The organism is Pseudomonas sp. 2(2015) (assembly GCF_000955865.1).
Classification (GTDB): Bacteria; Pseudomonadota; Gammaproteobacteria; order Pseudomonadales; family Pseudomonadaceae; genus Aquipseudomonas.
The window spans coordinates 171,534-198,419 of record NZ_JYOF01000001.1 but is presented as its reverse complement, the minus strand read 5'-3'; the positions used below and the strand labels follow the sequence as shown (position 1 = coordinate 198,419).

At 62.1% G+C, this 26,886-nt stretch carries 25 protein-coding genes and 2 tRNA genes; 12 read left to right on the top strand and 15 right to left on the bottom strand.

The genetic code is table 11. The features are described 5' to 3' along the window. The first annotated feature begins 16 nt into the window (after window positions 1-16). The 5 genes from UB48_RS00975 (at window position 17) to recX (ending at window position 4,062) form a co-directional block, all read left to right on the top strand. Complete coding sequence (locus tag UB48_RS00975; protein WP_045193571.1) at window positions 17-1,318, top strand: colicin-like pore-forming protein; 1,302 nt, start codon at window positions 17-19, stop codon at window positions 1,316-1,318. A 33-nt stretch (window positions 1,319-1,351) separates the two neighbouring features. Further along, window positions 1,352-1,918: a hypothetical protein gene (locus UB48_RS00970; protein WP_156160149.1), complete on the top strand. Its 567-nt coding sequence runs from the start codon at window positions 1,352-1,354 to the stop codon at window positions 1,916-1,918. Window positions 1,919-1,932: 14 nt separating this feature from the next. Then, window positions 1,933-2,415 (top strand): CinA family protein, encoded by a 483-nt coding sequence (locus UB48_RS00965; RefSeq protein ID WP_045193569.1) that lies wholly within the window; start codon window positions 1,933-1,935, stop codon window positions 2,413-2,415. A 103-nt stretch (window positions 2,416-2,518) separates the two neighbouring features. Continuing rightward, complete coding sequence (recA, locus tag UB48_RS00960; protein ID WP_045193568.1) at window positions 2,519-3,586, top strand: recombinase RecA; 1,068 nt, start codon at window positions 2,519-2,521, stop codon at window positions 3,584-3,586. 8 nt (window positions 3,587-3,594) lie between these two features. Further along, window positions 3,595-4,062, top strand: coding sequence for a recombination regulator RecX (gene recX / locus UB48_RS00955; RefSeq protein WP_045193567.1), 468 nt, complete (start codon window positions 3,595-3,597; stop codon window positions 4,060-4,062). A gap of 4 nt (window positions 4,063-4,066) precedes the next feature. Here the strand turns inward: recX and UB48_RS00950 are convergent, their stop codons facing one another. Further along, window positions 4,067-5,185: an LOG family protein gene (locus UB48_RS00950; protein ID WP_045193566.1), complete on the bottom strand. Its 1,119-nt coding sequence runs from the start codon at window positions 5,183-5,185 to the stop codon at window positions 4,067-4,069. 394 nt (window positions 5,186-5,579) lie between these two features. Here UB48_RS00950 and UB48_RS00945 point away from each other — a divergent pair, with 394 nt between their 5' ends. After that, the gene (locus UB48_RS00945) at window positions 5,580-5,780 is read left to right on the top strand and encodes a hypothetical protein (RefSeq protein WP_045193565.1); all 201 of its coding nucleotides are present in this window, start codon (window positions 5,580-5,582) and stop codon (window positions 5,778-5,780) included. Between the two features lie 5 nt (window positions 5,781-5,785). Here the strand turns inward: UB48_RS00945 and UB48_RS00940 are convergent, their stop codons facing one another. Continuing rightward, window positions 5,786-6,202, bottom strand: coding sequence for a quorum-sensing-regulated virulence factor family protein (locus tag UB48_RS00940; RefSeq protein ID WP_045193564.1), 417 nt, complete (start codon window positions 6,200-6,202; stop codon window positions 5,786-5,788). 235 nt (window positions 6,203-6,437) lie between these two features. On the opposite strand from UB48_RS00940, the gene UB48_RS00935 reads away from it, so the two are divergent. From UB48_RS00935 to UB48_RS00925, 3 genes are all read left to right on the top strand, one after another. Next, window positions 6,438-7,148: a tRNA-uridine aminocarboxypropyltransferase gene (locus UB48_RS00935; RefSeq protein WP_045193563.1), complete on the top strand. Its 711-nt coding sequence runs from the start codon at window positions 6,438-6,440 to the stop codon at window positions 7,146-7,148. Window positions 7,149-7,409: 261 nt separating this feature from the next. Continuing rightward, complete coding sequence (gene erdR, locus UB48_RS00930) at window positions 7,410-8,060, top strand: response regulator transcription factor ErdR (protein ID WP_045193562.1); 651 nt, start codon at window positions 7,410-7,412, stop codon at window positions 8,058-8,060. 75 nt (window positions 8,061-8,135) lie between these two features. Further along, window positions 8,136-8,501 (top strand): diacylglycerol kinase, encoded by a 366-nt coding sequence (locus UB48_RS00925; RefSeq protein ID WP_038996675.1) that lies wholly within the window; start codon window positions 8,136-8,138, stop codon window positions 8,499-8,501. Here the strand turns inward: UB48_RS00925 and UB48_RS00920 are convergent. Next, window positions 8,498-9,424, bottom strand: coding sequence for a LysR family transcriptional regulator (locus UB48_RS00920; protein ID WP_045193561.1), 927 nt, complete (start codon window positions 9,422-9,424; stop codon window positions 8,498-8,500). The genes UB48_RS00925 and UB48_RS00920 overlap by 4 nt on opposite strands. A gap of 119 nt (window positions 9,425-9,543) precedes the next feature. Between UB48_RS00920 and fpr the strand changes: the two genes are divergently transcribed. Continuing rightward, a complete protein-coding gene (fpr, locus tag UB48_RS00915; RefSeq protein ID WP_003222277.1) occupies window positions 9,544-10,323 on the top strand; it encodes a ferredoxin-NADP reductase in 780 nt (259 codons plus the stop codon). 223 nt (window positions 10,324-10,546) lie between these two features. On the opposite strand, the gene tsaA is transcribed toward fpr, so the two are convergent. The 5 genes from tsaA to rimO all read right to left on the bottom strand — a co-directional run bounded on the left by tsaA (window position 10,547) and on the right by rimO (window position 14,501). Next, complete coding sequence (gene tsaA, locus UB48_RS00910; RefSeq protein ID WP_045193559.1) at window positions 10,547-11,242, bottom strand: tRNA (N6-threonylcarbamoyladenosine(37)-N6)-methyltransferase TrmO; 696 nt, start codon at window positions 11,240-11,242, stop codon at window positions 10,547-10,549. Window positions 11,243-11,249: 7 nt separating this feature from the next. Then, window positions 11,250-11,711: a DUF1456 family protein gene (locus UB48_RS00905; protein WP_045193558.1), complete on the bottom strand. Its 462-nt coding sequence runs from the start codon at window positions 11,709-11,711 to the stop codon at window positions 11,250-11,252. A gap of 49 nt (window positions 11,712-11,760) precedes the next feature. Beyond that, window positions 11,761-12,471: an rRNA pseudouridine synthase gene (locus tag UB48_RS00900; protein WP_045193557.1), complete on the bottom strand. Its 711-nt coding sequence runs from the start codon at window positions 12,469-12,471 to the stop codon at window positions 11,761-11,763. A 130-nt stretch (window positions 12,472-12,601) separates the two neighbouring features. Further along, window positions 12,602-13,072 carry a GNAT family N-acetyltransferase gene (locus UB48_RS00895; protein WP_045193556.1) on the bottom strand — a complete coding sequence of 157 codons (471 nt, stop codon included), beginning with the start codon at window positions 13,070-13,072 and terminating at the stop codon, window positions 12,602-12,604. A gap of 91 nt (window positions 13,073-13,163) precedes the next feature. Beyond that, window positions 13,164-14,501, bottom strand: coding sequence for a 30S ribosomal protein S12 methylthiotransferase RimO (gene rimO / locus UB48_RS00890; RefSeq protein WP_045193555.1), 1,338 nt, complete (start codon window positions 14,499-14,501; stop codon window positions 13,164-13,166). 201 nt (window positions 14,502-14,702) lie between these two features. Between rimO and UB48_RS00885 the strand changes: the two genes are divergently transcribed. Next, window positions 14,703-16,601: a potassium transporter Kup gene (locus UB48_RS00885; protein ID WP_045193554.1), complete on the top strand. Its 1,899-nt coding sequence runs from the start codon at window positions 14,703-14,705 to the stop codon at window positions 16,599-16,601. Window positions 16,602-16,672: 71 nt separating this feature from the next. Here the strand turns inward: UB48_RS00885 and UB48_RS00880 are convergent, their stop codons facing one another. From UB48_RS00880 to UB48_RS00865, 4 genes are all read right to left on the bottom strand, one after another. After that, window positions 16,673-17,968: a virulence factor family protein gene (locus UB48_RS00880; RefSeq protein ID WP_045193553.1), complete on the bottom strand. Its 1,296-nt coding sequence runs from the start codon at window positions 17,966-17,968 to the stop codon at window positions 16,673-16,675. Continuing rightward, window positions 17,968-20,610: a bifunctional lysylphosphatidylglycerol flippase/synthetase MprF gene (gene mprF, locus UB48_RS00875; protein ID WP_045193552.1), complete on the bottom strand. Its 2,643-nt coding sequence runs from the start codon at window positions 20,608-20,610 to the stop codon at window positions 17,968-17,970. Before mprF ends, UB48_RS00880 begins: the two co-directional genes overlap by 1 nt. Window positions 20,611-20,834: 224 nt before the next feature. Further along, window positions 20,835-20,911: transfer RNA gene (locus tag UB48_RS00870), tRNA-Met, on the bottom strand. 131 nt (window positions 20,912-21,042) lie between these two features. Beyond that, window positions 21,043-21,119 (bottom strand) — tRNA-Met (locus tag UB48_RS00865). 218 nt (window positions 21,120-21,337) lie between these two features. On the opposite strand from UB48_RS00865, the gene dinB reads away from it, so the two are divergent. Further along, window positions 21,338-22,402 (top strand): DNA polymerase IV, encoded by a 1,065-nt coding sequence (dinB, locus tag UB48_RS00860; protein ID WP_045193551.1) that lies wholly within the window; start codon window positions 21,338-21,340, stop codon window positions 22,400-22,402. 45 nt (window positions 22,403-22,447) lie between these two features. Here the strand turns inward: dinB and UB48_RS00855 are convergent, their stop codons facing one another. The 3 genes from UB48_RS00855 to UB48_RS00845 all read right to left on the bottom strand — a co-directional run bounded on the left by UB48_RS00855 (window position 22,448) and on the right by UB48_RS00845 (window position 26,610). Then, window positions 22,448-23,401: a lipoprotein gene (locus tag UB48_RS00855; protein WP_045193550.1), complete on the bottom strand. Its 954-nt coding sequence runs from the start codon at window positions 23,399-23,401 to the stop codon at window positions 22,448-22,450. 18 nt (window positions 23,402-23,419) lie between these two features. Then, window positions 23,420-25,135, bottom strand: coding sequence for a proline--tRNA ligase (locus tag UB48_RS00850; RefSeq protein ID WP_045193549.1), 1,716 nt, complete (start codon window positions 25,133-25,135; stop codon window positions 23,420-23,422). Window positions 25,136-25,305: 170 nt separating this feature from the next. After that, window positions 25,306-26,610 carry an OprD family porin gene (locus UB48_RS00845; protein ID WP_045193547.1) on the bottom strand — a complete coding sequence of 435 codons (1,305 nt, stop codon included), beginning with the start codon at window positions 26,608-26,610 and terminating at the stop codon, window positions 25,306-25,308. Window positions 26,611-26,886: the final 276 nt, after the last annotated feature.

Below are 26,886 nucleotides of genomic sequence, written 5' to 3'. Positions count from 1 at the left end.
CGAAAAGGACTTTGTAATGGGTGAAAAAAATATTGTTGTCGATCGTGGGATCCCACCCGGCAACAGCGATAGCGGTGCCGGTAGTGGTGGGATGCTCGGCGGCTTCTGGGGCAGTGGCAACATCAGCTCGGTGGTCGGTTCGGTGTCGGTATCGATCGATGGCGTCACCAGAACCGGAGGCCCGGCGTTCAGTGGCGCGATGGTGTTCAACTCCACCGTCGTCGAATCGGTGTTGTCCGGGAATGGCTGGCCCAGTATCGATGCCTACTACGATGTTGGCGTCGGGGTCTGGGGCATTCTTCCCTATCAGATCCTCGAGGTGCGCGACGAGATTCGCGGCAGCTTCGTGGTCAAGGAGAGGAACCTGCCGGCTACGCTCGACGCCGAGCAAAAAGCCGCTGAAGCCGCTGCTGGCAGTGACGCTGCCCTGAGCCAGGCGCAAAAACTCGAACGCTCCATCGGGGTGGTGAAGGCGATGATGGCCAAGCGCGATGAGCTGATCAAGTTCAACCGCCTGCGCCTGTCCACCTCGCCGGGCAGCGAGCTGCTCGAGCGCAACATCGACAGGATGGTCGCCGAGCTGAAAACCCTCGACGACGACCACATTCCGCCGGCCATCGACCAGGTAATGGACGTGCTCAGCGCAGGTCTGAGCCTGCATGTCGACCTCAGTGCCAATGCCATGCTGCAGGAAAAGCTCGACAAGCTGCAGGCGCAAGCGCGCGAGGCGGCGGAGCAGGAGGCTTACAAAAGTGCGTTGGCCTTTGCCAGTGATGTCGGCAAGGAGGTCTCCAGCCGCTTCGGCACACAGATGGGCAAGGCTGCGGAACAACTGAAGGAAGGCATTTCTGGCAAGACGGTGAAAAGTTATGACCAAGCCATGCAGGCGTTTGAAAAGCTCACGCGCAACCCGGGCTTCAAAATGAACCAGAAGGACACCGCTGCCATTGCCCAGGCCCTCAACGCCCTGGATGTGGCAACCTACGCCGACAACTTCCAGCGCCTGGGCAAAGCCTTTGGGGTTACCGGCAAGATGGTCCAGGCGACGACCCTGGCGCAGAAGGCGGCGAGCGGCTTCAGCAGCGGTGAATGGAAGCCGTTTTTGCTCGAGCTTGAAAGCATCGCCGTGGGCACGCTGGTGGGCGCTGGCGCCGGTGCCCTGCTGGGGGCAGGCCTGGCACTGGTGCTGGCACCCGGTTTGGCCGCCGGTGCAGGTATCATTGCCACCGGAGTGATTCTGGCTGCGGTTTCGTCTTACATCGATGCGCAGGCCATGGAGTCGTTCAACCAGCTGGTGCTCGATACCGTAGCACCCTGACGAGCAAAACAGAGGGCGGGTGAAAGGATGAACGTGGCGAAAGGAAGCGAGCAGCAGGGGGCTTACCTGCATATTCCCTACGTGCTCATTGCTGTCAGCCTGCTGCCGATCGTCCTGCTCGCCTGGCAGGTTCCTGCCCTGGCCCAGGAGGGCGGCTACTTTGAGCTCGAACGCTTTCTCGACGGTTGCCTGCTGGGCCGGGTGGGGGGCTGGTCGTCGCTGTTCCCGCTGACGGCCAAGGCCATCGGCAACTACATTGCCGTGGCTGCGCCGGTTTTCTCCGTGTGGATCACGGTCTGCATCATGAGACGATCGCGGCTGCAGCCCGAGGCCCCGCCCCGGGTTTCAATCGCAAAATATGCCTTGATCGCTTTGGGCTGTGTGCTGCTGGATGCTTTTCTGGTCTACCAGAACTATTTTGCCTACACCGATTTCGCCACCCACTCGCGCAAATTTCGCTTTTTCGGGCAGAGCGTGGTGTTGTTTCCGTTTGTCGCGATGTTGTCACTGCTGGCGTTCTACGTGATGACATTTTTCAGTTACAACCTGCTGTTTCGCTTCCCCCGTGAAGTATTGGCGCGGCGCAAGCAACTGCACTGAACAAGGAGCTTGGCATGGACCCGATCACAGCACTGTCCGCCCGCCTGGGCGAGCACTTGCGCCGTTTCAACGCCCAGGTGAGCACTGCCGAGTCTTGCACCGGCGGCGGCATCGCCGAGGCCATAACGCGCATTCCCGGCAGCTCGGCCTGGTTCGAGGCCGGGTACGTGACCTACTCCAACAGCCAGAAGAGCCGCCAGCTGGCGGTGCCCGAGGGGTTGTTCGCGCAAGTCGGGGCGGTCAGCCAGGAAGTGGTCGAGGCCATGGTCCGTGGCGCCCAGGCGGCCAGCGGCGCGCGGTTTGCCGTGGCGGTCAGCGGCGTGGCCGGGCCCGACGGTGGCTCGCCGGCAAAACCGGTGGGTACCGTATGGCTGGCCTGGGCCGATGGCAGCCATGTCAGCAGCGAGCGCCGGCACTTCGATGGCGACCGCGATGCGGTGCGCCGACAAACGGTAATCGCCGCGCTAGAGGGCTTGTTACACCTTGGTGCAGAGTAAATCGCACATCGGGGGTAGGCGGGAACAAAACCCTGTGGAATAATACTGGCTACTTATACAGGTGTTCTGGCCGTCAGGCCCTATCGATTACGTGAGGACTTCAATGGACGACAACAAGAAGCGCGCCTTGGCTGCGGCCCTGGGGCAAATCGAGCGTCAATTCGGTAAAGGCGCGGTCATGCGCATGGGCGACCACGAGCGCCAGGCGATTCCGGCCATTTCCACCGGCTCCCTGGGCCTGGACATTGCCCTGGGCATTGGCGGTCTGCCAAAAGGTCGTATCGTCGAAATCTACGGCCCTGAGTCGTCGGGTAAAACCACCCTGACCCTGTCGGTCATCGCCCAGGCGCAGAAAGCCGGCGCTACCTGTGCCTTCGTCGACGCCGAGCACGCCCTGGACCCGGAATACGCCGGCAAGCTGGGCGTCAACGTCGACGACCTGCTGGTCTCGCAGCCGGATACCGGTGAACAGGCCCTGGAAATCACCGACATGCTGGTGCGCTCCAACGCCGTTGACGTGATCATCGTCGACTCCGTGGCGGCGCTGGTACCCAAGGCCGAGATCGAAGGCGAAATGGGTGACATGCACGTGGGCCTGCAGGCTCGCCTGATGTCCCAGGCGCTGCGTAAAATCACCGGTAACATCAAGAACGCCAACTGCCTGGTGATCTTCATCAACCAGATCCGCATGAAGATCGGCGTGATGTTCGGCAGCCCGGAAACCACCACCGGTGGTAACGCGCTGAAGTTCTACGCTTCGGTCCGTCTCGACATCCGCCGTACCGGCGCGGTGAAGGAAGGCGACGAAGTCGTTGGTAGCGAAACCCGGGTCAAAATCGTCAAGAACAAGGTGGCGCCGCCATTCCGTCAGGCTGAATTCCAGATCCTCTACGGCAAGGGCATCTACCGCAACGGCGAGATCATAGACCTCGGCGTGCTGCACGGCTTCCTGGAAAAATCCGGTGCCTGGTACAGCTACCAGGGCAGCAAGATCGGTCAGGGCAAGGCCAACTCGGCCAAGTTTCTCCAGGAGAACCCGGAAATCGCCGCGACGCTCGAGAAGCAGATCCGCGACAAGCTGCTCAATGCCGGCGCCGTTGAAGCGGCTGGCAAGGCTGCTGCGGTAGCCGCCGAGCCTGAAGACGAAACCGAAGCTGAAGCCGGCTACTGATCGCACCCATGTCCGCCGTACTCGATACCCCCGTCGCCGTAAGGCGGACAGCCATGGACCTGCTCGCACGTCGCGAGCACGGTCGAGTCGAGCTGACGCGCAAGTTGCGTCAGCGCGGCGCCCCCGCCGAATTGATTGACCAGGAACTTGACCGTTTGACGGAAGAGGGCCTGCTCAGTGAAGCCCGTTACCTGGAAAGTTTCATTAGCTACCGTTCACGCTCGGGCTACGGCCCTGCGCGTATTCGTGAGGAGCTGGGCCAGCGCGGGCTGCACCGCGGTGACATTGACCAGGCCCTGCGTGAATGCGGGGTGGACTGGTCGGCGCTGTTGCAGGATGTCTGGCAGCGCAAGTTTGCCGGTCAGTTGCCTGTCGATCCGCGCAGCCGCGCCCAGCAAACCCGTTTTCTGGTTTACCGTGGTTTTTCCATGGAGTCGGTCGGCCGCCTGTTGAGCGGCCGAGGGCTGGACGACTGACGGCTCAGGTGACTTTCAACGCTTCCCTTGCCCGCTGGGTAGTGTGCATGGGCTCTGGCTTGGCCCAGTTCTCCGACAGGTTGATGAAGTCGACCAACTCGCGCAGGCGCCCCTGATCGCGCCCGTTGAAGGCGAAGGCCAGGCGGGTCAAATGACTGAAGCGCGCCTCGTCATGCTGCTCGCCGCCATAGGCGTGCTGATGGAAATTGCCGCTCAGGCGCAAGTCCGCAAATCCCTCCTGCAAGTCAAACAGCGCGGCTTCACTAAGCGGATGCTGCATGCGAATCACAAACTGGTTCTTCAGCCAGCGGCTGGAGTGGTAGTTGCTATAGAACTGGTTGATTTCTTCCACTGCCTCGTCGGCGCTGTACACCAGGCGCAGCAGTTTCATGTCGCTGGGCAGGATGTAGCGGTTCTCTTCCAGTTGGCGGGTAATGAAATTCAGTGCCTCCTGCCAGAAGCTGCCGCCGGGCGAGTCCAGTAGTACCACTGGCACCAGCGGGCTTTTGCCGGTCTGGATCAGGGTCAGTACTTCCAGTGCTTCATCCAGGGTGCCGAAGCCGCCCGGGCACAGCACCAGGGCATCGGCTTCCTTGACGAAGAACAGCTTGCGAATGAAGAAGAAGTGGAACGGCAGCAACTTGTCGGTGCCGTCCACCGTGGGGTTGGCGTGTTGCTCGAACGGCAGAGTGATGTTGAAGCCCAGGCTGTGCTCCACCCCGGCGCCTTCATGGGCGGCAGCCATGATCCCGCCACCGGCGCCGGTGATGACCATCAGGTCGGAACGGGCCAGAGTCGCCCCCAGTTCCCGGGCCAGGGCATACATCGGGTGTTCGATCGGCGTGCGGGCCGAGCCGAACACCGTAACCTTGCGTCGGCCTTTGTACTGTTCGAGGGTACGAAAGGCGTGATCGAGTTCGCGCAGGGCCTGCAGGGTAATCTTGGCGTTCCAGCGGTTGCGGTCGTCATGGGCCATGCGCAGGACGGTCAGCATCATGTCGCGGTACAGCGGCAGGTTGGGGCTGTTGGGCGCAACCAGGTTCAGTTGTTCTTCGATCTTGCTCAGGTCGATTCCATTGTTGCTGAAGTGACTCGATAGCAGTTCATTCGGTTGGTAAGGCATTCAAGCGTCTCCTTCTGCAGCAAAACCTCTGACCGGGCGGCAATGGGCTGCCCGGCCGCGACACTGCATGTGTCGCTGGCTGCCGTGGCTCGAGTGTGACCCCCGAGCATTGCAGTAGACCTGCAAGGTCTCAGTGCAGTGGTAATGGGTCCATACAACTTATTGTTCTTCATGGCTTCGGGTGCAGCGCAAGGCATCCATGGGCAACCCCCTTTGCTTGCCCAAAAATTACAGGGTGGTTGCTATCAATCTAGACCCTGGCGCGTGTTTATGCCGAATGATCCGCGCAGTATCGCGCCGCAGTGGAACCGCTCGTCAGCTGGGATCCAATCATTGTGAGGGTCTGGTTAACTGAAGCTCAGAGCGAGTCAGCGCGATGCAGGGAGGCTGCAGCATGCAACGGCTTAACCTTGAGCTCGACGAGCAGCTATTCCAGATGCTTCAGAGCGCGGCGCAGGCCAACAACCTGAGCCTTGAACAGGAGTGCCTGCGACGGCTGGGGGGAGGGGAGCGGCACTCGCGGTACATCCAGGCCCTGGTGGCCGAACTGCGCGCCGATGAAAAACAGCGGCGCGACAGGGAGCGGGTTGCCTAAGGCCGTTACTTCTTGAGCTTCAGGCCGCAGCTGGCGGCGTTGAAGGCCTGTTCGCTGACCGGGCGGTTGGTCTTGTACTCGGTAAAGCGATAGGTCAGCACCGCGCCTTTTTCCATCAGCAGGCGATAACCGGTGTTCTTGCACACGCTGTCACCCAGTTGGCTGCGTACCCGGTTGGGGTCGGCCTGCATCTTTTGCGCATGGCTTGGCAGCACGCTCAGGTGGTTGATCAGTTGCTTGCCTTCGACGGTGTAGCCCTGGTCGAGGATGTCTTCGTTGATCGCCCGCGGCGTGCCGACGCTGCTTTGCGTGGCAACTTTTTGCAGCATCCGGCTCAGCTCGTACTCCTGCTTGGACGCGGCATTGGCCGCCAGGGGCAGGGCAAGCAACAGGCTCAGGGACGGGACGATGAAACGCAGCATGAATCTCTCCTGGTTCGGTAACTGGCAATTGGACCAACAACGGCGCACGGTGTTCCGTCACGGCGCAACGGCAAGGCCAGCGGGTAGCGACAGGTGGAAGATTATAAGGAGTCGCTGCTTTAGCTGCACGGCAAATCCAGTCTACCCGTAGGCAGGCTCTGATAAACTGCCCGGGATTTCCGTCTTGCCGAGTCCGTGCAGTGCCATCCCTTTATTGCCCACGTTGTGCCCAGTCATGAGCCATGCCGTATCGCGTCTGCGCGCCGAGCGCCTGGCGCGCAGTGTCAAACCCTTCGTTGCCCGTGGTTCGCGGGCGCCGCGCTGCCCGCAGTGCCGGGTGATCCCCAGTTATTGCCTGTGCGCCTGGCGCCCGCAAGTACCGGCTGATTCGGGCATCTGCCTGCTGATGCATGACACCGAGCCACTCAAGCCGACCAACACCGGCTGGCTGATCGCCGACCTGATCGCCGACACCTCGGCCTTCGGCTGGCAGCGTACGGCGGTCGACGAGACTTTGCTGGCCTTGCTCGAGCAGCCGCACTGGCAGCCGTACATTGTTTTCCCTGGCGAGTTCGTCGAGCCTGGGCGGGTGGTCAACGAGGTGCAGCGGGTACCGGGCAAGCGCCCGCTGTTCATCCTGCTGGACGCCACCTGGACCGAAGCGCGCAAGATGTTTCGCAAAAGCCCGTACTTGAACCGCTTCCCGGTCCTGAGCCTGCAGCCCGAGCAGATTTCGCGCTACCGCCTGCGTCGCTCCAAGCGCGACGATCACTTCTGCACCGCCGAAGTGGCCGCCATGTGCCTGGAGCTGGCCGGTGATCAACGTGCGGCCGAGGCACTGGATGCCTACCTGGACGTGTTCACCACCCATTACCTGAGTGCCAAGCATCAACTGCCACTGGATGAGCAGGACACCGTGCACCAGCGTTTGCATACCTTCCTATAGTACAAGGGGCAGGCGCGGCACTTTGCGGCATAATGGGCAGATTGGTGGCCAGGGTGGGCGAGCAGGGCGGGTATTGAGCTTGACCACCCGGTCCTGGCTCGGCATCCTTGGCGCCGATTCGAGCACGACGATGGCTTGAAACGCTGTTTTTCCTGGCCTCGATGTGCCGTTTGGGCAGACGGCGTTGCCGTCGCCTCGAGTTGCCCGCCAGGCGCCTATTCTTCCTTTCCTGCGCCTGCACAGAACAGGATCATTAGATCGATGGCCACATACGAAATCCTGATTGCCGATGACCACCCGCTGTTTCGCAGCGCACTGCGCCAGGCCGTTACCCTGGGCCTGGGCCCGGATGTACGCCTGGTCGAGGTGGCAAGCATCGCCGAACTGGAAACCCGCCTGACCGAAAAAGCCGACTGGGACCTGGTGCTGCTGGACCTGAACATGCCGGGCGCCTACGGCTTCTCCGGGCTGGTGTTGCTGCGCGGGCAGTACCCGCAGATTCCGGTGGTGATGGTCTCGGCTCAGGAAGAAGCCGCGGTCGTGGTCAAGTCCCGTGAGTTCGGCGCCAGTGGCTTCATTCCCAAATCAAGCCCGCTGGAAGTGATTCAGGATGCCGTGCAGAAGGTCCTCGATGGCGAAGTCTGGTGGCCACCGCAGGCATTCGAGAAAGTTGACGTTTCCGCCGAGGCCAAGGCCGCCAGCGAAGGCCTTGCGAGTCTTACGCCGCAACAGTTCCGGGTCTTGACCATGGTCTGTGAAGGCCTGCTGAACAAACAGATCGCTTACGAGTTGAGTGTGTCGGAAGCGACCATCAAGGCGCATGTGACGGCAATTTTCCGCAAACTGGGGGTACGGACCCGTACCCAGGCCGCCTTGCTGCTGCAACAACTGGAATCGGTTTCAGCCAGTTAAGGCCATTGGCCTTCACGCTTTTTTGATCCCGCCTACATTAGGCTGCAGCGTTTTCAGTGGATGAAGTGACCTTCTATGTCGTCGCCTTTCAAGGGCCAGACCGGCCTTAAACGTATTTTCAACGCCGCCGGCTATTCGTTCGATGGCTTGCGTGCTGCGTTCACCGGTGAGGCAGCGTTCCGTCAGCTGGTGCTGCTCAACGTTGTGTTGATTCCGGTGGCCTTCTGGCTGGATGTCAGCCGTGCCGAGCGGGCGATCCTGATCGCTGTGTGCTTGCTGGGGCTGATCGTCGAATTGCTCAATTCGGCGGTGGAGGCGGCGATCGACCGCATTTCCCTCGATCGCCACCCGTTGTCGAAGAACGCCAAGGACATGGGCAGTGCCGCCCAGTTCGTGGCCTTGAGCATGGTTGGCCTGACCTGGGCGGTGATCCTGCTTTAAGCGATGGTCGGCAGAACGATCTCGTCGCTGCGGCTGACGCCTGCGGTAAAGCTGCGGCACAGTTCGAGAAACTCGCGCATGGCGGAGGTCTGGTACTTCTGCTTGTGCCAGATGAAGAAGAACTGCCGGGCCAGGTCCAGTTCGGGGGTTTCCACCGGCACCAGGCTGCCGCGGCGAAATGCGTCGCGCAGGGCCAGGCGCGAGATGCAACCAATGCCCAGGCCCGACTCGACCGCGCGCTTGATCGCCTCGGTGTGTTCCAGCTCCAGGCGTATGTTGAGGCTGGAGCGGTGGTGACGCATGGCCTGATCGAAGGTCAGGCGGGTGCCCGAGCCCTGTTCACGCAGGATCCAGGCCTCATGGGTGAGTTCTTCCATGCTCGCCTGGCCGCGTTTGGCCAAGGGGTGCTGCGGCGCGCAGAACACCACCAGCTCGTCCTCGACCCACGGCTGCACTTCCAGGTCCGGGTGGTTGCAGTCGCCTTCAATTAGACCCAGATCAATTTCGTAATGGGCAACCTGTTGCACGATATGCGCAGTGTTCTGTACATGCAGCTTCACCTGGCTCTCCGGGTGGATCTGCATGAAGCTGCCGATCAGCAGGGTGGCCAGGTAATTGCCGATGGTCAGGGTCGCGCCCACCGCCAGCGAGCCGAAACCGGACTTGCCGTTGAGCAGGTCCTCGATTTCCTTGGCCTGGTCGAGCAGGGCCACCGCCTGGGGCAGCAGTTGATGGCCCAGAGCGTTGAGGCTCAGGCGTTTACCGGCGCGGTCGAACAGCTGGCAGCTGGACTGGCGCTCAAGTTCGGTGATCGATGTACTGGCGGCCGATTGCGATAACGCCAGTATTCCGGCGGCCCGCGAGACGCTTTGGTACTGGGCCACGGCAACGAACACCTGGAGCTGACGAAGGGTAAATCGCATATCTATATAACCGATAAGACATATCTTGATAATTCATTTAACAGATATTGTCGCTGGCACTAAACTATTGCGCAATCGCGCTCTCGCTTAGCGCCGCGTTTTTCTTCAGGAGCCCGTACATGAGCAACATGAACCACGAACGTGTCCTCAGTGTTCACCACTGGAACGACACCCTGTTCAGCTTCAAGTGCACCCGCGATCCGGGCCTGCGCTTCGAGAACGGTCAGTTCGTGATGATCGGCCTGCAACAGCCAAACGGCCGCCCGCTCATGCGCGCCTATTCGATTGCCAGCCCGAACTGGGAAGAGCATCTGGAGTTCTTCAGCATCAAGGTGCCGGACGGCCCGCTGACCTCCCAGTTGCAGCACCTGAAGGAAGGCGATGAAATCATCATCAGCAAGAAGCCTACCGGCACCCTGGTACTCGACGACCTGAACCCGGGCAAGCACCTGTACCTGCTCAGCACCGGCACTGGCCTGGCGCCGTTCATGAGCGTCATCCAGGACCCGGAAACCTACGAGCGCTTCGAAAAAGTCATCCTGGTCCACGGCGTGCGCTACGTCAACGAAGTCGCCTACCGCGAATTCATCACCGAGCACCTGCCGCAGAACGAGTTCTTCGGTGAAGCGCTGCGTGACAAGCTGATCTACTACCCGACCGTGACCCGCGAGCCATTCGAGAACCAGGGCCGCCTGACCGACCTGATGCGCAGCGGCAAGCTGTTCAGCGACATCGGCCTGCCGCCGATCAACCCGCAGGACGACCGCGCGATGATCTGCGGTAGCCCGAGCATGCTCGACGAGACCAGCGAAGTGCTCGACAGCTTCGGCCTGAAGATCTCGGCACGTATGCGTGAGCCGGGTGATTACCTGATCGAGCGTGCATTCGTCGAGAAATAAGACATTGAATACAAAAAAAGCAGGCTTCGGCCTGCTTTTTTTTGTGCCTGAAGTAGCGGGTCTGCATGCCGCGGATTTGTGGGAGCGGGCCTTGCCCCGCGATCGAGCGCGAAGCGGTCGCAATCCAGGCAATACCTGATGTGCTGGCTGTACTGGCCTCATCGCGGGTCAAGCCCGCTCCCACTGGCTCGCCAGCCAGGCCCATTGAAGAGCAGGACGGTACCTACAGGTCCATCACCACTTCCAGCAGCCGGATCTGATCCGGTTGCGGGTAGTGCCAGCGCACCTGCACATCCCAGAACCTAACCCCGTACACGCGCTCGGGCGGCGGCACCTGGTAGGCCGGGCGCGGGTCCTGGGCCAGGCATTGTTCGATCAGCTCCACCAGCGGCTCGGCCAGGCGCAAGGCGTGCTCGCGGGCCTGGGGCAGGGCAGTATCGCTCCAGCTCACGGCAATCGGCGCAGGTGGCGCGTCAGCCATCTGGTTGGTCGCGTCGGCCACGGCATCGGCGTAGGGCACGTAAGGCTTGATATCCAATACCGGGGTGCCATCAAGCAGGTCGATGCCCGACAGCCACAAGCGGTCAGCCTCGACCTTCTCCAGCCTGACCACCGACTGACCGATGCCATTGGGCCGGTGGGTGGCACGGGTGGCAAACACCCCCATGGACTTGTTGCCCCCCAGCCGAGGCGGGCGCACCTTCAACCGCGGTTTGTCTTCCAGCGCCTGGTGGAACAGGAACAGCAGCCAGACATGGCTGACCTGCTCAAGGCCGGCAACGGCCTCGCCGTTGTCGTAGGGTGGCAGCAGCTCCAGCACGCCACGGGCGGCCGGCGCCAGTTGCGGCTGACGCGGAATGGCGAACTTTTCCTTGAAGCAGGAGCGCACGTGGCCGATGGGAGCAACGCTGTAGTTCATCGTCGGCTCAGCCACGAACCCGCAGGGTCAGGCCCTTGAGGAAGTTGCGCAGCAACTGGTCGCCGCACGGGCGGTAGTTGTTGTGCCCGACCTTGCGGAACAGGGCGCTGAGCTCTGGCTTGGACACCGGGAAGTCGGCGGCCTTGAGAATCGCGTGCAGGTCGTCCTCTTTAAGCTCGAAGGCCACGCGCAGCTTCTTCATGACGATGTTGTTGGTCACCGGCAGTTCGACCGGCAGCGGCGCACGGCTATCGTCCTTGCCGCGCTTGAAGATCACCAGGCCATCGAGGAAATGGGCGATGACTTCATCGGGGCAGCGCACAAAGCCTTCCTCTTCTTCCTTCTTGAGGTAGGTAGCGATATCGGCGGTGGATACTTCGAAGCCGCTCAGCTTGATGATATCGGTGAGCTTGGCGTCGTTGACGTCCAGCAGGTAGCGCAGGCTGCGCAGTACATCGTTGTGAATCATCGGGACAATCCTGTTCAGGGGCGCCTCCTGGGTGGCGGCGCCGTGTTGCTTAGAATTTTTCGCTGGCTGCCAGGTAGCGCCACTGGCCCAGCGGCAGCTTGCTCATGGCGACGCCACCGAGGCGGATGCGGCGCATGCTCACCGGGGTGACGCCGACGCTGCGGCAGAGCAGGTCGATGAGCCCGGCAGGCGGGTTTTTCAGGACCATGCGCAGGCGCGTCTCGTTCTGCCAGCTGGCCTTGATCTTCGGCAGCTCGTTGCCTTTCCAGGTGAAGCCGCGGTTCAGCCGTTCCAGGCCGTGGGTGATCATTTCGCCAGTGACTTCGACGATGTATTCCTGCTCGAGCTTGGTCAGGTCGGCATCGAGCTTGCGGGTCACGCGCCAGTCCTGGGTGAACACTTGCAGGCCGCTGGCGCCTTCTTGCAGCGGCGCGGCGCAGCTCAGGCGGGCGAAGTGGCCCTTGAGCGGACGACGGCTATAGCTGTGCTCCGGCGAGAGGCTGTCGGCGCTGATGCTGGCGCAGGCGGCATCGACGTCGAGCCCGGCGGGCTGGTTGAGCAGCAGGGTGACCGGCTCCAGGGCTTCGGCCTTGGCGCCCTGGCGCAGTTCGACCTTGTGATCGGTGACCTTGAATTGCGGCTCGTCGATCACGGTGCCGTTCACCGTGACCCAGCCGCCCTCGATGTACAGCTCGGCCTCGCGCCGGGAGCAACCGACCAGTTCGATAAGGCGTTTGGAAAGGCGAATGGGTTCAGACATGACGACAGCCGTAGACACAGGGAAAGGTGCCTATTGTAACTGCCTGGACGGGCTTGGGGCCGGTAACATTCGTCGATCCGGCCATTAATCTGCGCTTTCGCGGCATTTCAGAGGGGGATTACACAAGCCTTCAGTCGGTGCGGACAGACTGCGTACGAATTAGCCTCATGTGAAGTAGGGGGTAGGGCTGGCCCATGCCGTCCGTTTCTGAGCGGCCGACCACTTCAAAGCCCTGGCGCAGGTAGAAGCCCAGGGCCTGGGCATTCTGTTCGTTGACGTCCAGTTGCTCGGCGTGCAGCTCGTCGATGGCCACCCGCAGCAGACTTGCGCCCAGGCCCTGGCCGCGCGCCTCGGGGTCGATGAAGAGCATCTCCACCCGTCCGCCAGCGACCCCGGCAAAGCCGCGGATACGCTGGCTGGCGTCCTTGCAGCAAATCAGCATTACCGCGTCCAGGTACTGGTTCAGTAGCAGCTCACGCAGCAGGCAGATGTAGCTGTCGGGGAGAAAGTCGTGGGTGGCGCGCACGGACGCTTCCCACACCCGCGCCAGCTCCGGGTAGTCGCGCAGGCTGGGTGTCTGCACGGTCATGTGCCTGCGCATTACGATGGTCTCCTCGTGGTGATTGAGGAAACGATAGTTGCAAAAAAAAGCCCCGCCATCGCTGGCAGGGCATTTTTTTATTGGCGCCGGATCAGATCGGTTCGGCCCACATATCGTACTCGTCGGCGTCGGTCACCCGGCAGCGAACGGTGTCGCCCGGCTTGAAGCCGTGGTTGCCATCGATGAACACGTTGCCGTCGATTTCCGGAGCATCGAAGAAGCTGCGGCCGACCGAGCCTTCATCTTCGACTTCATCGATCAGCACGTCGATTTCCTTGCCGATGCGCAGTTGCAGGCGGGCGGTGCTGATCGCCTGCTGGTGGGCCATGAAGCGATCCCAGCGCTCCTGCTTGATGTCGTCCGGCACTTCGTCCAGGCCCAGGTCGTTGGCCGGGGCGCCTTCGACCGGCGAATACTGGAAGCAGCCGACGCGATCGAGCTGGGCTTCGGTCAGCCAGTCGAGCAGGTACTGGAAGTCTTCTTCGGTTTCACCCGGGAAGCCGACGATGAAGGTCGAACGGATCACCAGTTGCGGGCACTGCTCGCGCCAGTTCTTGATGCGCGCCAGGGTGCGGTCTTCGAACGCCGGGCGTTTCATCGACTTGAGCACTTTCGGGCTGGCGTGCTGGAACGGGATGTCCAGGTACGGCAGGATCTTGCCGGCCGCCATCAGCGGGATCACGTCGTCGACGTTCGGGTACGGGTACACATAGTGCAGGCGCACCCAGGCGCCGAGGCTGCTCAGCGCTTCGCACAGCTCTAGCATGCGCGTCTTGACCGGGCGGCCGTTCCAGAAGTCGGTCTTGTACTTGACGTCGACGCCGTAGGCGCTGGTGTCCTGGGAGATCACCAGGATTTCCTTGACCCCGGCCTTGACCAGGCGCTCGGCCTCGCTCAGCACTTCGCCGACCGGGCGGCTGACCAGCTTGCCGCGCATCGACGGGATGATGCAGAAGCTGCAGCTGTGGTTGCAACCCTCGGAAATCTTCAGGTAGGCGTAGTGGCGCGGGGTCAGCTTGACGCCCTGTGGCGGCACCAGGTCGATCAGCGGGTTATGGTCCTGGCGCGGCGGCACGACTTCGTGCACGGCATTGACCACCTGCTCGTACTGCTGCGGGCCGGTTACCGAGAGCACGCTGGGGTGCACGTCACGGATGCTGCCTTCCTCGACACCCATGCAGCCGGTGACAATGACCTTGCCGTTTTCCTTGATGGCTTCGCCAATCACTTCCAGGGACTCGGCCTTGGCGCTGTCGATGAAGCCGCAGGTGTTGACCACCACTACGTCGGCGTCCTCGTAGGTGGGCACGACTTCATAACCTTCCATGCGCAGCTGGGTCAGGATGCGCTCGGAATCGACCAGGGCCTTGGGGCAACCCAGGGAAACGAAGCCGACCTTGGGCGTGGTGGGCGTAGGAGTGGTGGACATGGCTAACCTCGGTATTGAAGGGCTTGCCTGGCCGGGCCGGCGGGCAAACCTGATGGGCGCTTTGGGCGCCTCTGATCAAAAAGTGCGCAATTCTAGCGAGCGCAAAGTCACTTGACCAGCAGAAATGCGACGAACGCTCAGCTATGCTTCGCGGCAGTGTGCCTGTGTCTGGTGCAAGGGGCCTGGTGGCGGGAGTGATGGATGGTTCAGGCAAGTAGTCAGGCCGATTCCGGGCATTCGGTGGCAAAGCCGTTGAGCCTGCTGGTGGCAGCGGTCGGAGTGGTTTACGGCGATATTGGCACCAGCCCGTTGTATACCCTCAAGGAGGTGTTTTCGGGCGGTTACGGCGTACCGGTCAATCATGATGGGGTGCTGGGGATCCTCGGCCTGATCTTCTGGTCGCTGATCTGGGTGGTGACGATCAAGTACGTGGTGTTCATCCTGCGCGCCGACAACCAGGGCGAGGGCGGCATCATGGCTTTGACGGCGTTGGCCCGGCGCGCCTCGGCGCCGTACCCCAAGCTCAAGGCGCTGATGGTCGGCTGCGGCCTGATCGGCGCGGCGCTGTTCTACGGCGACAGCATGATCACCCCGGCGATTTCGGTATTGTCGGCGGTAGAGGGCCTGGAGCTGGCCTTCGACGGCATCGACCACTGGGTGATACCGGTGGCGTTGATCGTGCTGGTGGCGCTGTTCCTGATCCAGAAGCATGGCACGGCGCGCATTGGCATCCTCTTTGGTCCGGTGATGGTCACCTGGTTCGTGGTGCTCGGCGCTCTGGGCGTGCATGGCATCGCCCAGAGCCCGGAGGTGCTCAAGGCTTTCAACCCGGTGTGGGCGGTGCGCTTCTTTATTGTTCACCCGGGCATGGGCGTGGCGATTCTTGGCGCCGTGGTGCTGGCCCTGACCGGCGCTGAAGCACTGTATGCCGACATGGGCCACTTTGGCCGCAAACCCATTGCCCGCGCCTGGTTTGCCCTGGTGCTGCCGGCGCTGGTGCTCAACTATTTCGGCCAGGGCGCGCTGTTGCTGCAAAACCCGGAGGCAGCGCGCAACCCGTTCTATCTGCTGGCGCCGAACTGGGCGTTGATACCGTTGGTCGGTTTGTCCACCCTGGCCACGGTGATTGCCTCCCAGGCGGTGATTTCCGGGGCCTTCTCCCTGACCCGCCAGGCCATTCAGCTTGGCTATGTGCCGCGCATGCAAATCCAGCACACCTCCAGTGACGAACAGGGGCAGATCTATATAGGTGCGGTGAACTGGTCGCTGATGGTCGGGGTGATCCTGCTGGTGCTGGGCTTCGAGTCTTCCGGGGCGCTGGCCTCGGCCTATGGCGTGGCAGTGACTGGCACCATGTTGATGACCACGCTGCTGGTGTCGACGGTGATGTTGCTGCTGTGGAAGTGGCCGCCGCTGCTGGCGGTGCCGATTTTGCTGGGCTTTCTCTTTGTCGATGGCCTGTTCTTTGCCGCCAACGTGCCGAAAATCGTTCAGGGCGGGGCTTTTCCGGTGCTGGCGGGGATTGTCCTGTTTGTCTTGATGACCACCTGGAAGCGCGGCAAGCAGATTCTGGTCGAACGCCTGGACGAAGGCAGCCTGCCGTTGCCGCTGTTCATCAGCAGCATTCGCGTGCAGCCGCCGCATCGGGTCGAAGGCACGGCGGTGTTTCTCACCGCACGGGCGGATGCCGTGCCTCACGCGTTGTTGCATAACATGCTGCACAACCAGGTGCTGCACTCGCAGGTGGTGCTGTTGACCGTGGTCAGCGAGGACACCCCGCGGGTGCCGGCGCAGCAGCGCTTCGAGGTCGAGGCGTATGGCGAGGGTTTCTACCGGGTGCTGTTGCACTTTGGCTTCATGGATGAGCCGGATGTGCCGGCGGCATTGAAGCTCTGTCACCTGGAAGGGCTGGATTTCAGCCCGATGCGCACGACCTATTTCCTCAGCCGCGAAACGGTGATCCCGTCGCGGCTGGTGGGCATGTCGCGCTGGCGGGGGCTGCTGTTTGCCTTCTTGCTGAAGAATGCCAACGGCAACCTGAGGTTTTTCAACTTGCCGTTGAACCGGGTGATCGAACTTGGCACTCAGGTAGAGATATAGGGAGCGGCAAGCTACAAGTCTCAAGCGGCGCTTGAGACTTGTAGCTTGCAGCTGCGCGCCGGAGGCGCGCTTCAATCCTGCTCGGCGACGCTGGTCTTGCCCTGGCGGTTCTCGATATCGCCGATCAGGCGCTTGGCCAGCGCCGGGTAGTTCTCGTCGAAGTGATGCCCGCCAGGCAGCTTCAGGCGCTCGCCGACTGCAGTATGGTCGGTACAGCCGCTCTCGTCGGCCTCTTCCTCGCCATACACGCAGACCACTTTGGACGCTGGCAGCCTGGCCATTTCCGGCCCGGTCGGTGCCTCTTTGCCAGCATTGCCCAGCCAGCCCTCGACTTCGATCTCGAAGCTGCCGCTGCGGGCAAAGGCCAGCAGGATCACGGCATCGATGCGCTTCTGGTCTTCGGCCGGCAAGCGGTTGTAGATCGCCGGCAAGACGTCGGCGCCGAACGAGTAGCCGGTCAGTACGAAACGCTTGGTGCCCCATTTCTGCCGGTAATGCTGCATCAGCTCGGAGAGGTCGATGGCGCTTTGTTCCGGGGTCTTGTGCTGCCAGTAGTAGCGCAGGGTGTCGATGCCCACCACCGGATAGCCGAGCTTGGCCATCTCGCCGGCGACGTCGCGGTCCAGGTCGCGCCAACCGCCATCGCCCGAGAGAAACAGGGTGACGGTGTCGGTGGTTTGCCCGGCAGGTACTTCGACTACCGGGATGCTCATGGCGTTGCCGTCCTCACCCACCAGTGCCTGGGTCAGTTGCGCCTTGAGTACCTGCGGCAGGTGGATGTCGTAGTCGCTGATGCTGGTCTCGGCATTGGCCTGGTCGCGCACGAAGGCGGCGCTGGCGTCATCCGGGTTGTCGTTCCAGGCCACGCTCCAGTGGCCGTGGGCGGCGGACTTGGGCAGCGGCGTGGCGCAGCCGGGTTGTTCGAGGTTGAAGTCCACCGAGATGGCCAGGGCCTTGTCATCGCTCTGGCTGGCCAGCCAGCTCCAGGCCTGGGCTGCGCCCGGGCCGATACCGGCTACCAGGGTCGGCGCGCCCTTGAGTTGCTGCATGGCTTGCTGCAGCGCCTGTTGCTGCTTGTTGCAATCGGCTGGCGGCAGGACCACCTGGACCATCTGCGCCTCGCCGCTCTGGCTCAGGTCGAGCAGTTGCTTGTCGCTCAGGGCCTGGTCCGGGGGCACGGCGATGGCCACGCGGGCCTTGGCCCGGGTGCCGGGGTTGACCCGGACCAGGCTGCTGCCATCGGCCAGGCTCAGGTGCTCAAGGGAGGCTTCGGGGGCCGGCCGGGTCCACAGCCAGAAGCCAAGAGCGGCAGCCAGCAAGGCCAGCAGCAGGGGAACCAGCAGGTACAGCCAGTAGCGTCGAATCATCAGCGTTTCACCAATCCAGTCAGGCCGCCCGCGATCAGGGCGGCGGTGTCGGCCAGTGCCACCAGCGGATCGAGTCCGGCCGGCACGGCCATGTAGCGAGGTTCCCAGTCCGGTTGGAACTTGTCCTTGAAGCGGCGCAGGCCCTGGAAGTTATAGAGCTGCTCGCCGCGCTGGAACACCATCGAGCCCAGGCGCTGGGTCAGCGGTGCGCCGCGCCGTGGTTGCAGCCCGGAGAGTGGCACCATGCCCAGGCTGAAGCGCCCATAGCCGTGCTGCTTATAGTGTTGGATCAGGCCGATCATCATGAATTCCATGGTCAGCTTGGGCGCCTGCGGGTGGGCGCGCATCAGGTCGAGGCTGGCCAGCTCCAGGCTGCGGGTTTCCAGGAGGTTGGCAAAGGCCACCGGGCGCCCTTCGAAACGGATCAGGGCAATCCGGAAGTGCTGCAGGTACTCCGGGCTGAAACGGCCGAGGGAGAAGCCTTTCTCGCGCACGTTCTTGCCAGTGAGCCAGGCGTCGGAGATGGTCTTGAGTTCTTCCAGCGGAGCCTGCCCCGGCTCGTGCACTTCCAGGCTCAGGCCGTCGCGGCCGCCGCGGTTCCAGGTGTAGCGCAGGTCTTTCATCTCCTTGCCCTTGGCTTCTAGGTCAAAGCGCTTGAGGTCGACCCGGGCTTCTTCGCCCAGTTTGATTGCGGTCAGGCCGATGTCCATATAGAAGGGCAGGTTCTCGGCCCGAACCTGGTAGAACACCGGGCGGGCATGGTGTACATCGCACAGGTCGCGGAACTGCCAGATCATTTCGGCGCGCTCGTGGGCCGGGCCGATCGGGTCGTACAGCGCCACCAGGCTGCGGCCGCGACGTGCATACATAAGGAAGGCATCGTCGTTGGGGTGGAACAGCAAGGCTTTGTCGCCAGTCAGGGCCAGGCCGCCGTCGGGTTGGTCGGAGGCTTGCAGGATGGCGTTGGCGCGTTGCAGCTCGTCGGCGCTGGGCAGGTGAATAACCGGGCGCGCGGTGCGCAGCAGCCAGGTCAGGGCGACGATCACCAGCAGTACCGCGCTGCCCAGGGCCGAGCGCAAGCCGCGTGGGGCATCGGCGTCGAGGGTGAATTGCCACCACAGCTGATGGCTGTAGGGCACATCCTGATAGGCAAACAGCAGCAGCCACACCGAAGCGCCCAGTACACAGGCGCTGGCCGCCAGGTAAACCGGCGAGAACGGCAGTTCGAGCAAGCGGCTGGGGCGATAGAAGGAACGGCGGAACACCGCCAGCAGGCAGGCGGTGAAGGTCAGGATGCTGGCTTCTTCCCAGTCGAAACCTTTGAGCAGCGAGAGCAGGGCGCCGACCAGCAGCAGGACGGTGGTCAGGATCCAGGCGGCCGACAGGCGCCGGCGCAGGCCCTGGGCCAGCAGCAGGCAGAGGACGCCAATCAGGCTGGCGCCGAAGTGCGACGCGTCGATCAACCGGTGCGGTACGAGGAAGCCCAGATGCTCCAGACGCTCGTCTATTTCCGGGGTGGCGCCGGAAAACAGCAGCACCACGCCGGAGAGAAACACCAGCACCGCCAGCACCGGGGCTGCGAGCCCGGAAGCGGCCCTGATCGCTTGCTGGGCAAACAGCAGGCGCTTGGCTTCGCTGGCCAGCAGCAGGACGCAGGCCAGCAGCAGTGGCAGCACCACATAGATCAGGCGATAAAGCAGCAATGCGGCGGCCAGTGGCGCGGCGCCGAGCTTGTCGGCAAAGGCCGCCAGCAGGATCGCCTCGAACACCCCAACGCCACCGGGCACATGGCTGAGCACCCCGGCCGCCAGCGCCAGCAGGTAGACCAGCAAGAAGGCACCAAACGGCGGCGCCTCGGGCAGCAGCAGGTACAGCACGGTGGCGGCAGCGGCTACGTCCAGGGCAGTAATGAGCAGTTGCAGCAGGGTCAGGCGTGCGCCCGGCAAGCGCAGAGTACGCCGGCCTACTTGTACTAGCAGGTTGTCAGCCTGGGGTTGTTCGGGTAGGCGACGACGATAAAGGCCATAGACCAGTGCGCCGCTCAAGCCCAGTACCGCCAGGGCGATCGCTGCCAGCAACGCAGGCGCCAGGTGCAAGGCTGAAGCTGCAGCCGGCAAGTTGCTCAAGGTCGCCAGGGCGGCGAGCGGCGGCAACGCGCAGCCGAGGGAAAGGCTGGCGAACAGGGTCATACGCGCCACTTCGGCGGCGCCGATGCCATGGCGCGCATACAGGCGATAGCGTACCGAGCCACCGGACAGCAGCGACAGGCCAATGGCATTGCCGATGGCAAAGGCGCTGAAGCCACCCATTACCAGGGTGCGAGCCGGTAGCTGGACGCCGGCATAGCGGCTGGCCGACCACTCGTACCCCAGCAGGATGACGAAGCCGGCCACCGTCGCCAGCAGTGCGCCGGCCAATGCTGGCGGCGGCACGCTGAGCAGCGAATCATGCAGGGCATAGATGTCCAGCTCGCTGAGCAGGTGACGGCAGGCGATCAGGGCGACAGCGAACAGCAGCAAGGTTACGCCCAGGCCGATGGGCTGGCGGTACTTGCTCAGGCGTTCGAGCCAGCGCAGGCGTTGCTCGGCATTGGGTAATGCGACGGTCACAGGGGCTTGTGTTTCAGGCGTCTGGGTGCGCATCAGCCACCTCGTGGCTTGCGCAGGGGAAGCAGGGTGTATCCGGTCAAAGTACCAATCCCTTTGGAAGCGTAATGTCCGATATGATCGGGCCGCTGAGCACCTTGAGGATAGTTAAAGAAGTTTCATATTGCCTGAGCGGCGAAGGGCGTTCAGGGGGCGGGCTGATTAGCTGGAAGGCAGACGCAAAAAAGGCCACTTTTTTCAAAGTGGCCTTTTCTGTTGTTTGGTTGCGGGAGCCGGATTTGAACCGACGACCTTCGGGTTATGAGCCCGACGAGCTACCAGACTGCTCCATCCCGCGTCTGTGGGGCGGATTCTACAGCGTTGAGCTTGGCTGTCAACGCTTAATTGTTGATTTACAATAAAAAATTACCTGGGGCTTTATTCCGGGCAAAGAAAAAGGCCACTCGTGAGAGTGGCCTTTCCTGAATCTGGTTGCGGGAGCCGGATTTGAACCGACGACCTTCGGGTTATGAGCCCGACGAGCTACCAGGCTGCTCCATCCCGCGCCTGTGAGATGAGATTCTACAGTTTTGCCCGGGGCTGTCAATAGCCTGTTTGCAGAAATCCTTTCTCCTTCAATCGCTTAGCGCCGCTGAAAAGGGCTGCAAGGCAGCAAGGGCGGGCCTTGCAGAGGTTCCGGGGGGGAATGAATTAGTTGTGATGCATGGGCCGCTAGCGGGTGAGATACTGCTTACATCACTTTAAACCTGTTCTTACGCTCCCTATGTCTCAACGCAAGATCATCCATATCGACTGCGATTGCTTCTACGCCGCCATCGAAATGCGCGACGACCCGCGTCTGGTCGGGCGGCCGCTGGCGGTGGGCGGTTCGGCGGAGCGGCGCGGGGTGATCGCTACCTGCAACTATGAGGCGCGGGCGTTCGGCGTGCGTTCGGCGATGTCTTCGCACCATGCCCTCAAGCTGTGCCCGGACCTGCTGATCGTCAAGCCGCGCATGGATGCCTATAAAGAAGCCTCGCGGGAAATTCACGGCATCTTTCGCGAATACACTGACCTGATCGAGCCCTTGTCGCTGGACGAGGCTTACCTGGATGTGTCGGACAGTTCCTGGTTTGCGGGCAGCGCTACACGGATTGCCGCCGATATTCGCCGTCGGGTTGCCCAACAGTTGCATATCACTGTGTCGGCTGGCGTGGCGCCGAACAAATTCCTGGCCAAGATCGCCAGCGACTGGCGCAAGCCCAATGGCCTGTTTGTGGTCACTCCGAATGAAGTCGAAGACTTCGTGGCTGCCTTGCCGGTGAGCAAGCTGCATGGCGTAGGCAAGGTCACCGCCGACAAGATGGGCCGCCTGGGCATCATCACCTGCCTGGAGTTGCGCGACTGGAGTCGCCTGGCCCTGGCCCGTGAATTCGGCAGTTTTGGTGAGCGGTTGTGGGGGCTGGCGCGGGGTATCGATGACCGTCCGGTGCAAAATGACAGCCGGCGTCAGTCGGTCAGTGTCGAAAACACCTACGACACCGATCTGCCTGACCTGGCCAGTTGCCTGGAAAAACTCCCGGAGCTGATGGAAACCCTGGCCGGGCGCATGGCCCGCATCGACGACAGTTATCGCCCGGGCAAGCCGTTCGTCAAAGTGAAGTTCCATGATTTCAGCCAGACCACCCTTGAGCAGTCAGGGGCGGGGCGTGACCTGGGCAGCTATCAACACTTGCTCAGCCAGGCCTTTGCCCGTGGCGGCAAGCCGGTGAGGCTGTTGGGGATTGGTGTGCGCTTGCAGGATTTGCGCGGTGCGCATGAACAGCTGGAGCTGTTCACTCGGGAGTGAGGAGGGCAGCGCCAGCAGGCTGGCGCTCTCCGGGTACAGCGAAGGTCAGTGCGCGCCAGGGTCGGCAACCAGGCGGCCGGCGTCCTTGGTCAGCGACTTAAGGAATTCCTGTTGCAGCTCCGGATCGTTGCGGGTCAGCTCGATCAGGCTTTGCTCCAGTTCACTGGCTTCTTCTTCCAGGCCCAGCTCCGACAGGCGCTTGACCCGATGCACCCACTGGCTGACTTCGTCGTCTTCCAGATCATCGAAAATCAGTTCGTGGGCTTCCACCAGTTTGCCGCGCAGGCCGGCGCTGATCAGCAGGCTGGCATCGCCACGCACGTTGTTGTCTTCATCGACCACCTGCAGGTGCAGGGTGCCGATGTGGGTCAGGTTCTGCTCGCTGAACGGGCTGTCGAGCAGGTTCAGGTGCAGCACGCCATTGCGGTCGGTGGTCAGCTCATGGTCGATCTTGCCGGCCTTGACCGACACCGGCCGCTCGCTCCAGGGGACGCTGGTGTATTCCTGGCGCTTGTCCTTTTGCACTTCGGTGATGCCCGCCAGGTTCTGCTGGGCACGACCGTTGGACTGGGCGTTCATGAACGGGTTGAGGCCGTCGAAGCCATAGCTCAACCAGTCATGGGTCACGCTGTCGGGCAGGTTGCCCAGGGCAAAGACATTGACCACGTTGGCGCCGACACCGGCCACCACCGCCACCGCACCCAGCGGAATCTCATAGACTTCGCGCCAGGGTTGGTAAGGCGTGTAGCGATCGTAGCGACGGGTAACCTCGAACTCGGTGACTTCGAAGTTTTTCTGTTCGTGGATGCGCACACGCCGTTGCGGCAGCTCGAGTACCTTGGGGTCCCCAACATCGATCTGCAGGCTGTGTTCGAGCAGCTTGCGCTCGATGCGCTCCTCGTGCTCGCTGCGCTGGGACATCTGGTTGGCGCAACCGCTGAGGAGCAGGGCGCCGCACAGTGCGGCGCCCCCCAGGTTGATGGTACTTCGCTTGAACATGATTACTCTTGCGTTGGCTTAGCGACGAATGCGGGCTTGCAGGAACGACAGCACCTCGGCCACTGGCAGCGGCTGTGCGTCACGCTCGGTGCGGTGCTTGTATTCCAGGTTGCCGTCGGCCAGGCCGCGGTCGCTGATGACGATGCGGTGCGGGATGCCGATCAGTTCCATGTCGGCGAACTTGATCCCCGGGCTGGTCTTCTTGTCGCGGTCGTCCAGCAGCACTTCGAAGCCGGCAGCGGTCAGCTCGGCATACAGCTTGTCGGTGGCTTCGCGAACCTGTTCGGTCTCGTAGCGCAGCGGCACCAGGGCGATCTGGAAGGGTGCCAGGGTATCGCTCCAGATGATGCCGTTTTCGTCGTAGTTCTGCTCGATGGCCGCAGCCACCACACGCGATACGCCGATACCGTAGCAACCCATGCTCAGGGTTACCGGCTTGCCGTTCTCGCCCAGTACCTGGCACTTGAGTGCCTCGCTGTACTTGGTGCCGAGCTGGAAGATGTGCCCGACTTCGATGCCGCGCTTGATCACCAGGGTGCCCTTGCCATCCGGGCTTGGGTCGCCCTCGACGACGTTGCGCAGGTCGGCCACTTGCGGAACTGGCAGGTCGCGCTCCCAGTTGACGCCGAAGTAGTGTTTGTCGTCGATGTTGGCACCGATGCCGAAGTCGCTCATCAGCGCAACCGAGCGGTCGATGATGCATGGCAGCGGCAGGTTCAGCGGGCCGAGGGAACCGGCGCCGGCGCCAATGGCGTCGCGCAGCTCTTCGTCGCTGGCCATGACCAGCGGGCTGGCAACTTCTGCCAGGTTGGCAGCTTTGATTTCATTGAGCTCGTGGTCGCCACGGACGATCAGGGCAATCAGCTTGCCTTCTTCGGCGGCGTGGACGATCAGGGTCTTGACGGTCTTTTCGATCGCCAGGCCATAGTTGTCGACCAGCTGGGTGATGGTCTTGGCGTCCGGGGTGTCGACCAGGCGCAGCTCTTCGGTCGGCGCCGGGCGCACGGTTTCCCGTGGGATGGCTTCGGCCTTCTCGATGTTGGCGGCGTAGTCGGAGCTGTCGCTGAAGATCACATCGTCTTCACCGGACTCGGCCAGCACGTGGAATTCGTGGGAGTAGCTGCCACCGATCGAGCCGGTGTCAGCCTGCACTGGGCGGAAGTCCAGGCCCAGGCGGGTAAAGATGTTGCTGTACGCCAGGTGCATGCGATCGTAGGTTTGCTGCAGGGAAGCCGGATCGGCATGGAAGGAGTAGGCGTCCTTCATGATGAACTCGCGACCACGCATCAGGCCGAAGCGCGGACGGATCTCGTCACGGAACTTGGTCTGGATCTGGTACATGTTCAGCGGCAGCTGTTTATAGCTGTTGAGCTCGTTGCGGGCGAGGTCGGTGATGACCTCTTCGTGGGTCGGGCCCACGCAGAACTCGCGACCGTGACGGTCTTTGAGGCGCAGCAGCTCCGGGCCGTACTGTTCCCAGCGGCCGGATTCCTGCCACAGCTCGGCAGGCTGGATGGCCGGCATCAGCACTTCAAGGGCGCCAGCGGCGTTCATTTCCTCGCGGACCACGGCTTCGACCTTGCGCATTACCCGCAGGCCCATCGGCAGCCAGGTATAAAGGCCGGATGCGAGCTTGCGGATCATGCCGGCACGCAGCATCAGCTGGTGGCTGATGACGACCGCGTCGGAAGGGGTTTCTTTTTGAGTTGCGAGCAAATATTGACTGGTGCGCATGGTAGGCCGTTGTCGGTTGCTTAAGACTTTAAATGACCCCGCATTGTACGGGGGCGATTCGGTGGCGTACAGGATGCCGGAGCACGAAGGCGTTGTCAGCCCGAATTCAGACAAGAAAAAGCCCGGCAGTGCCGGGCCCTTTCGTACTGGGGATACTGAAAGCCCGAGGCTTACAGGATGCTCAGCGGGTACTCGACGATCAGGCGCAGTTCGTCGATCGATGGCGAACCGTAGTAAACGCCGTCACCCGAACGGTAGGTGGCTTGACGTACACGCAGGCTCAGGTCTTTTGCCGGACCTTCCTGCAGAACGTACTTGGCCTCGATGTCGCGTTCCCATTCCTTGCCGTTGTCGGTGCCAGTGACGTTGGCGCCGGTACCCTTGACATAACGGGTCATGAAGCTCAGGCCTGGAACGCCGTATTCGGCGAAGTTCAGGTCGTAACGTGCCTGGTAGGATTTCTCGTCTTCGGCGTTGAAGTCGGAACGAGCGATGGAGTTGGCCAGGAAAATGGTGCCGCCGCCGTCGATGCCGTAGGCATAGTCGCCGTCACCGGTAACCTTCTGGTAGGCCAGGGTGAAGGTGTGCGCGCCAATGTTGTAGGCGCCCGACAGGCTGAACGCACGGTTATCAAGTTTGTCACCATCGAAGGCGGTAACGTTGGCCTTGCCGTCGCTCTTGGTGTCATAGATGTTGAAGTCGAACACCAGGCCTTGGTTGTCGTTGATCGGCAGTGCCCAGTTGACGTTGGCGTAGTATTTACGCCAGTAGTCTTCGACCTTGGAGTAGTAGAGGCTGGTGCTCAGGGTGTCGGTGAAGGCATAGGTGCCGCCGAACACGTCAGCCTGGGTCAGGCCAGGGTTCTTGATCCCGGTAGTGCGGTTCTTGCCACCGATGCTGTCGTGGTAGGACTGCGATTGAGCATTCAGGGCGGTGAAGTGACCGGCATTCAGCTCAAGGCCTTTGATTTCCTTGCTGGTCACCAGGAAACCTTCGACGGTTTCAGGCAGCAGGCGGCTGTCGTCGGTTGCCAGAACCGGCAGGGCGGTGAACTGGGTGCCGTACTTCAGCACGGTGTCGGAGATGCGGAACTTGACCGCCGCGCCACCTTCGGAGAACGAGTCCTGCGAACGGCCATCTGCGCCCAGCGGGAACTGGCCGGTGCCGGCGCGACCTTTGCCGCTGTCCAGTTTCAGGCCGAGCATGCCGATGGCGTCGACACCGAAACCTACGGTGCCTTGGGTAAAGCCCGACTGGTAGGTGCCGAGGAAGCCCAGGCCGGTTTCTTCAACGCGGCTTTGGTCGCCGTTAGGCACGTTACGGAAGTCACGGCTAAAGTACAGCATGCGGGTTTTGACATTGAGTTTGCTGTCTTCAACAAAACCCTTGGACTCATCCTGAGAAGAGGCCACTGCCAATTGCGAGGTGCCGGCTGCAACAGCCAGGGCGATTATGCTCCACTTCATCACGCGCATCGTGATTTGCTCCTTTGGTTTTTAGGAAGAGTACTGCCGTCGCTGTTTGGTTTTTTTATACAGCGCGGCTCTTTCTTTTTGTGTCGGCGGAAATGTATATCACGCTGACCGGCGTTGGCGATATGCCTGTCGAGAACCTTTCGGTAACTTTACGGTCATGTCGCTAACAGTTATGTCCTTGTCGCAAACCACGCCCCGGGTTTCGCGGGCCGTACAACTCCAGCGCTGTTTCAAGCGGATTAAGGATAGGTAAAAACAATCTAGCCCCTGCCCCCC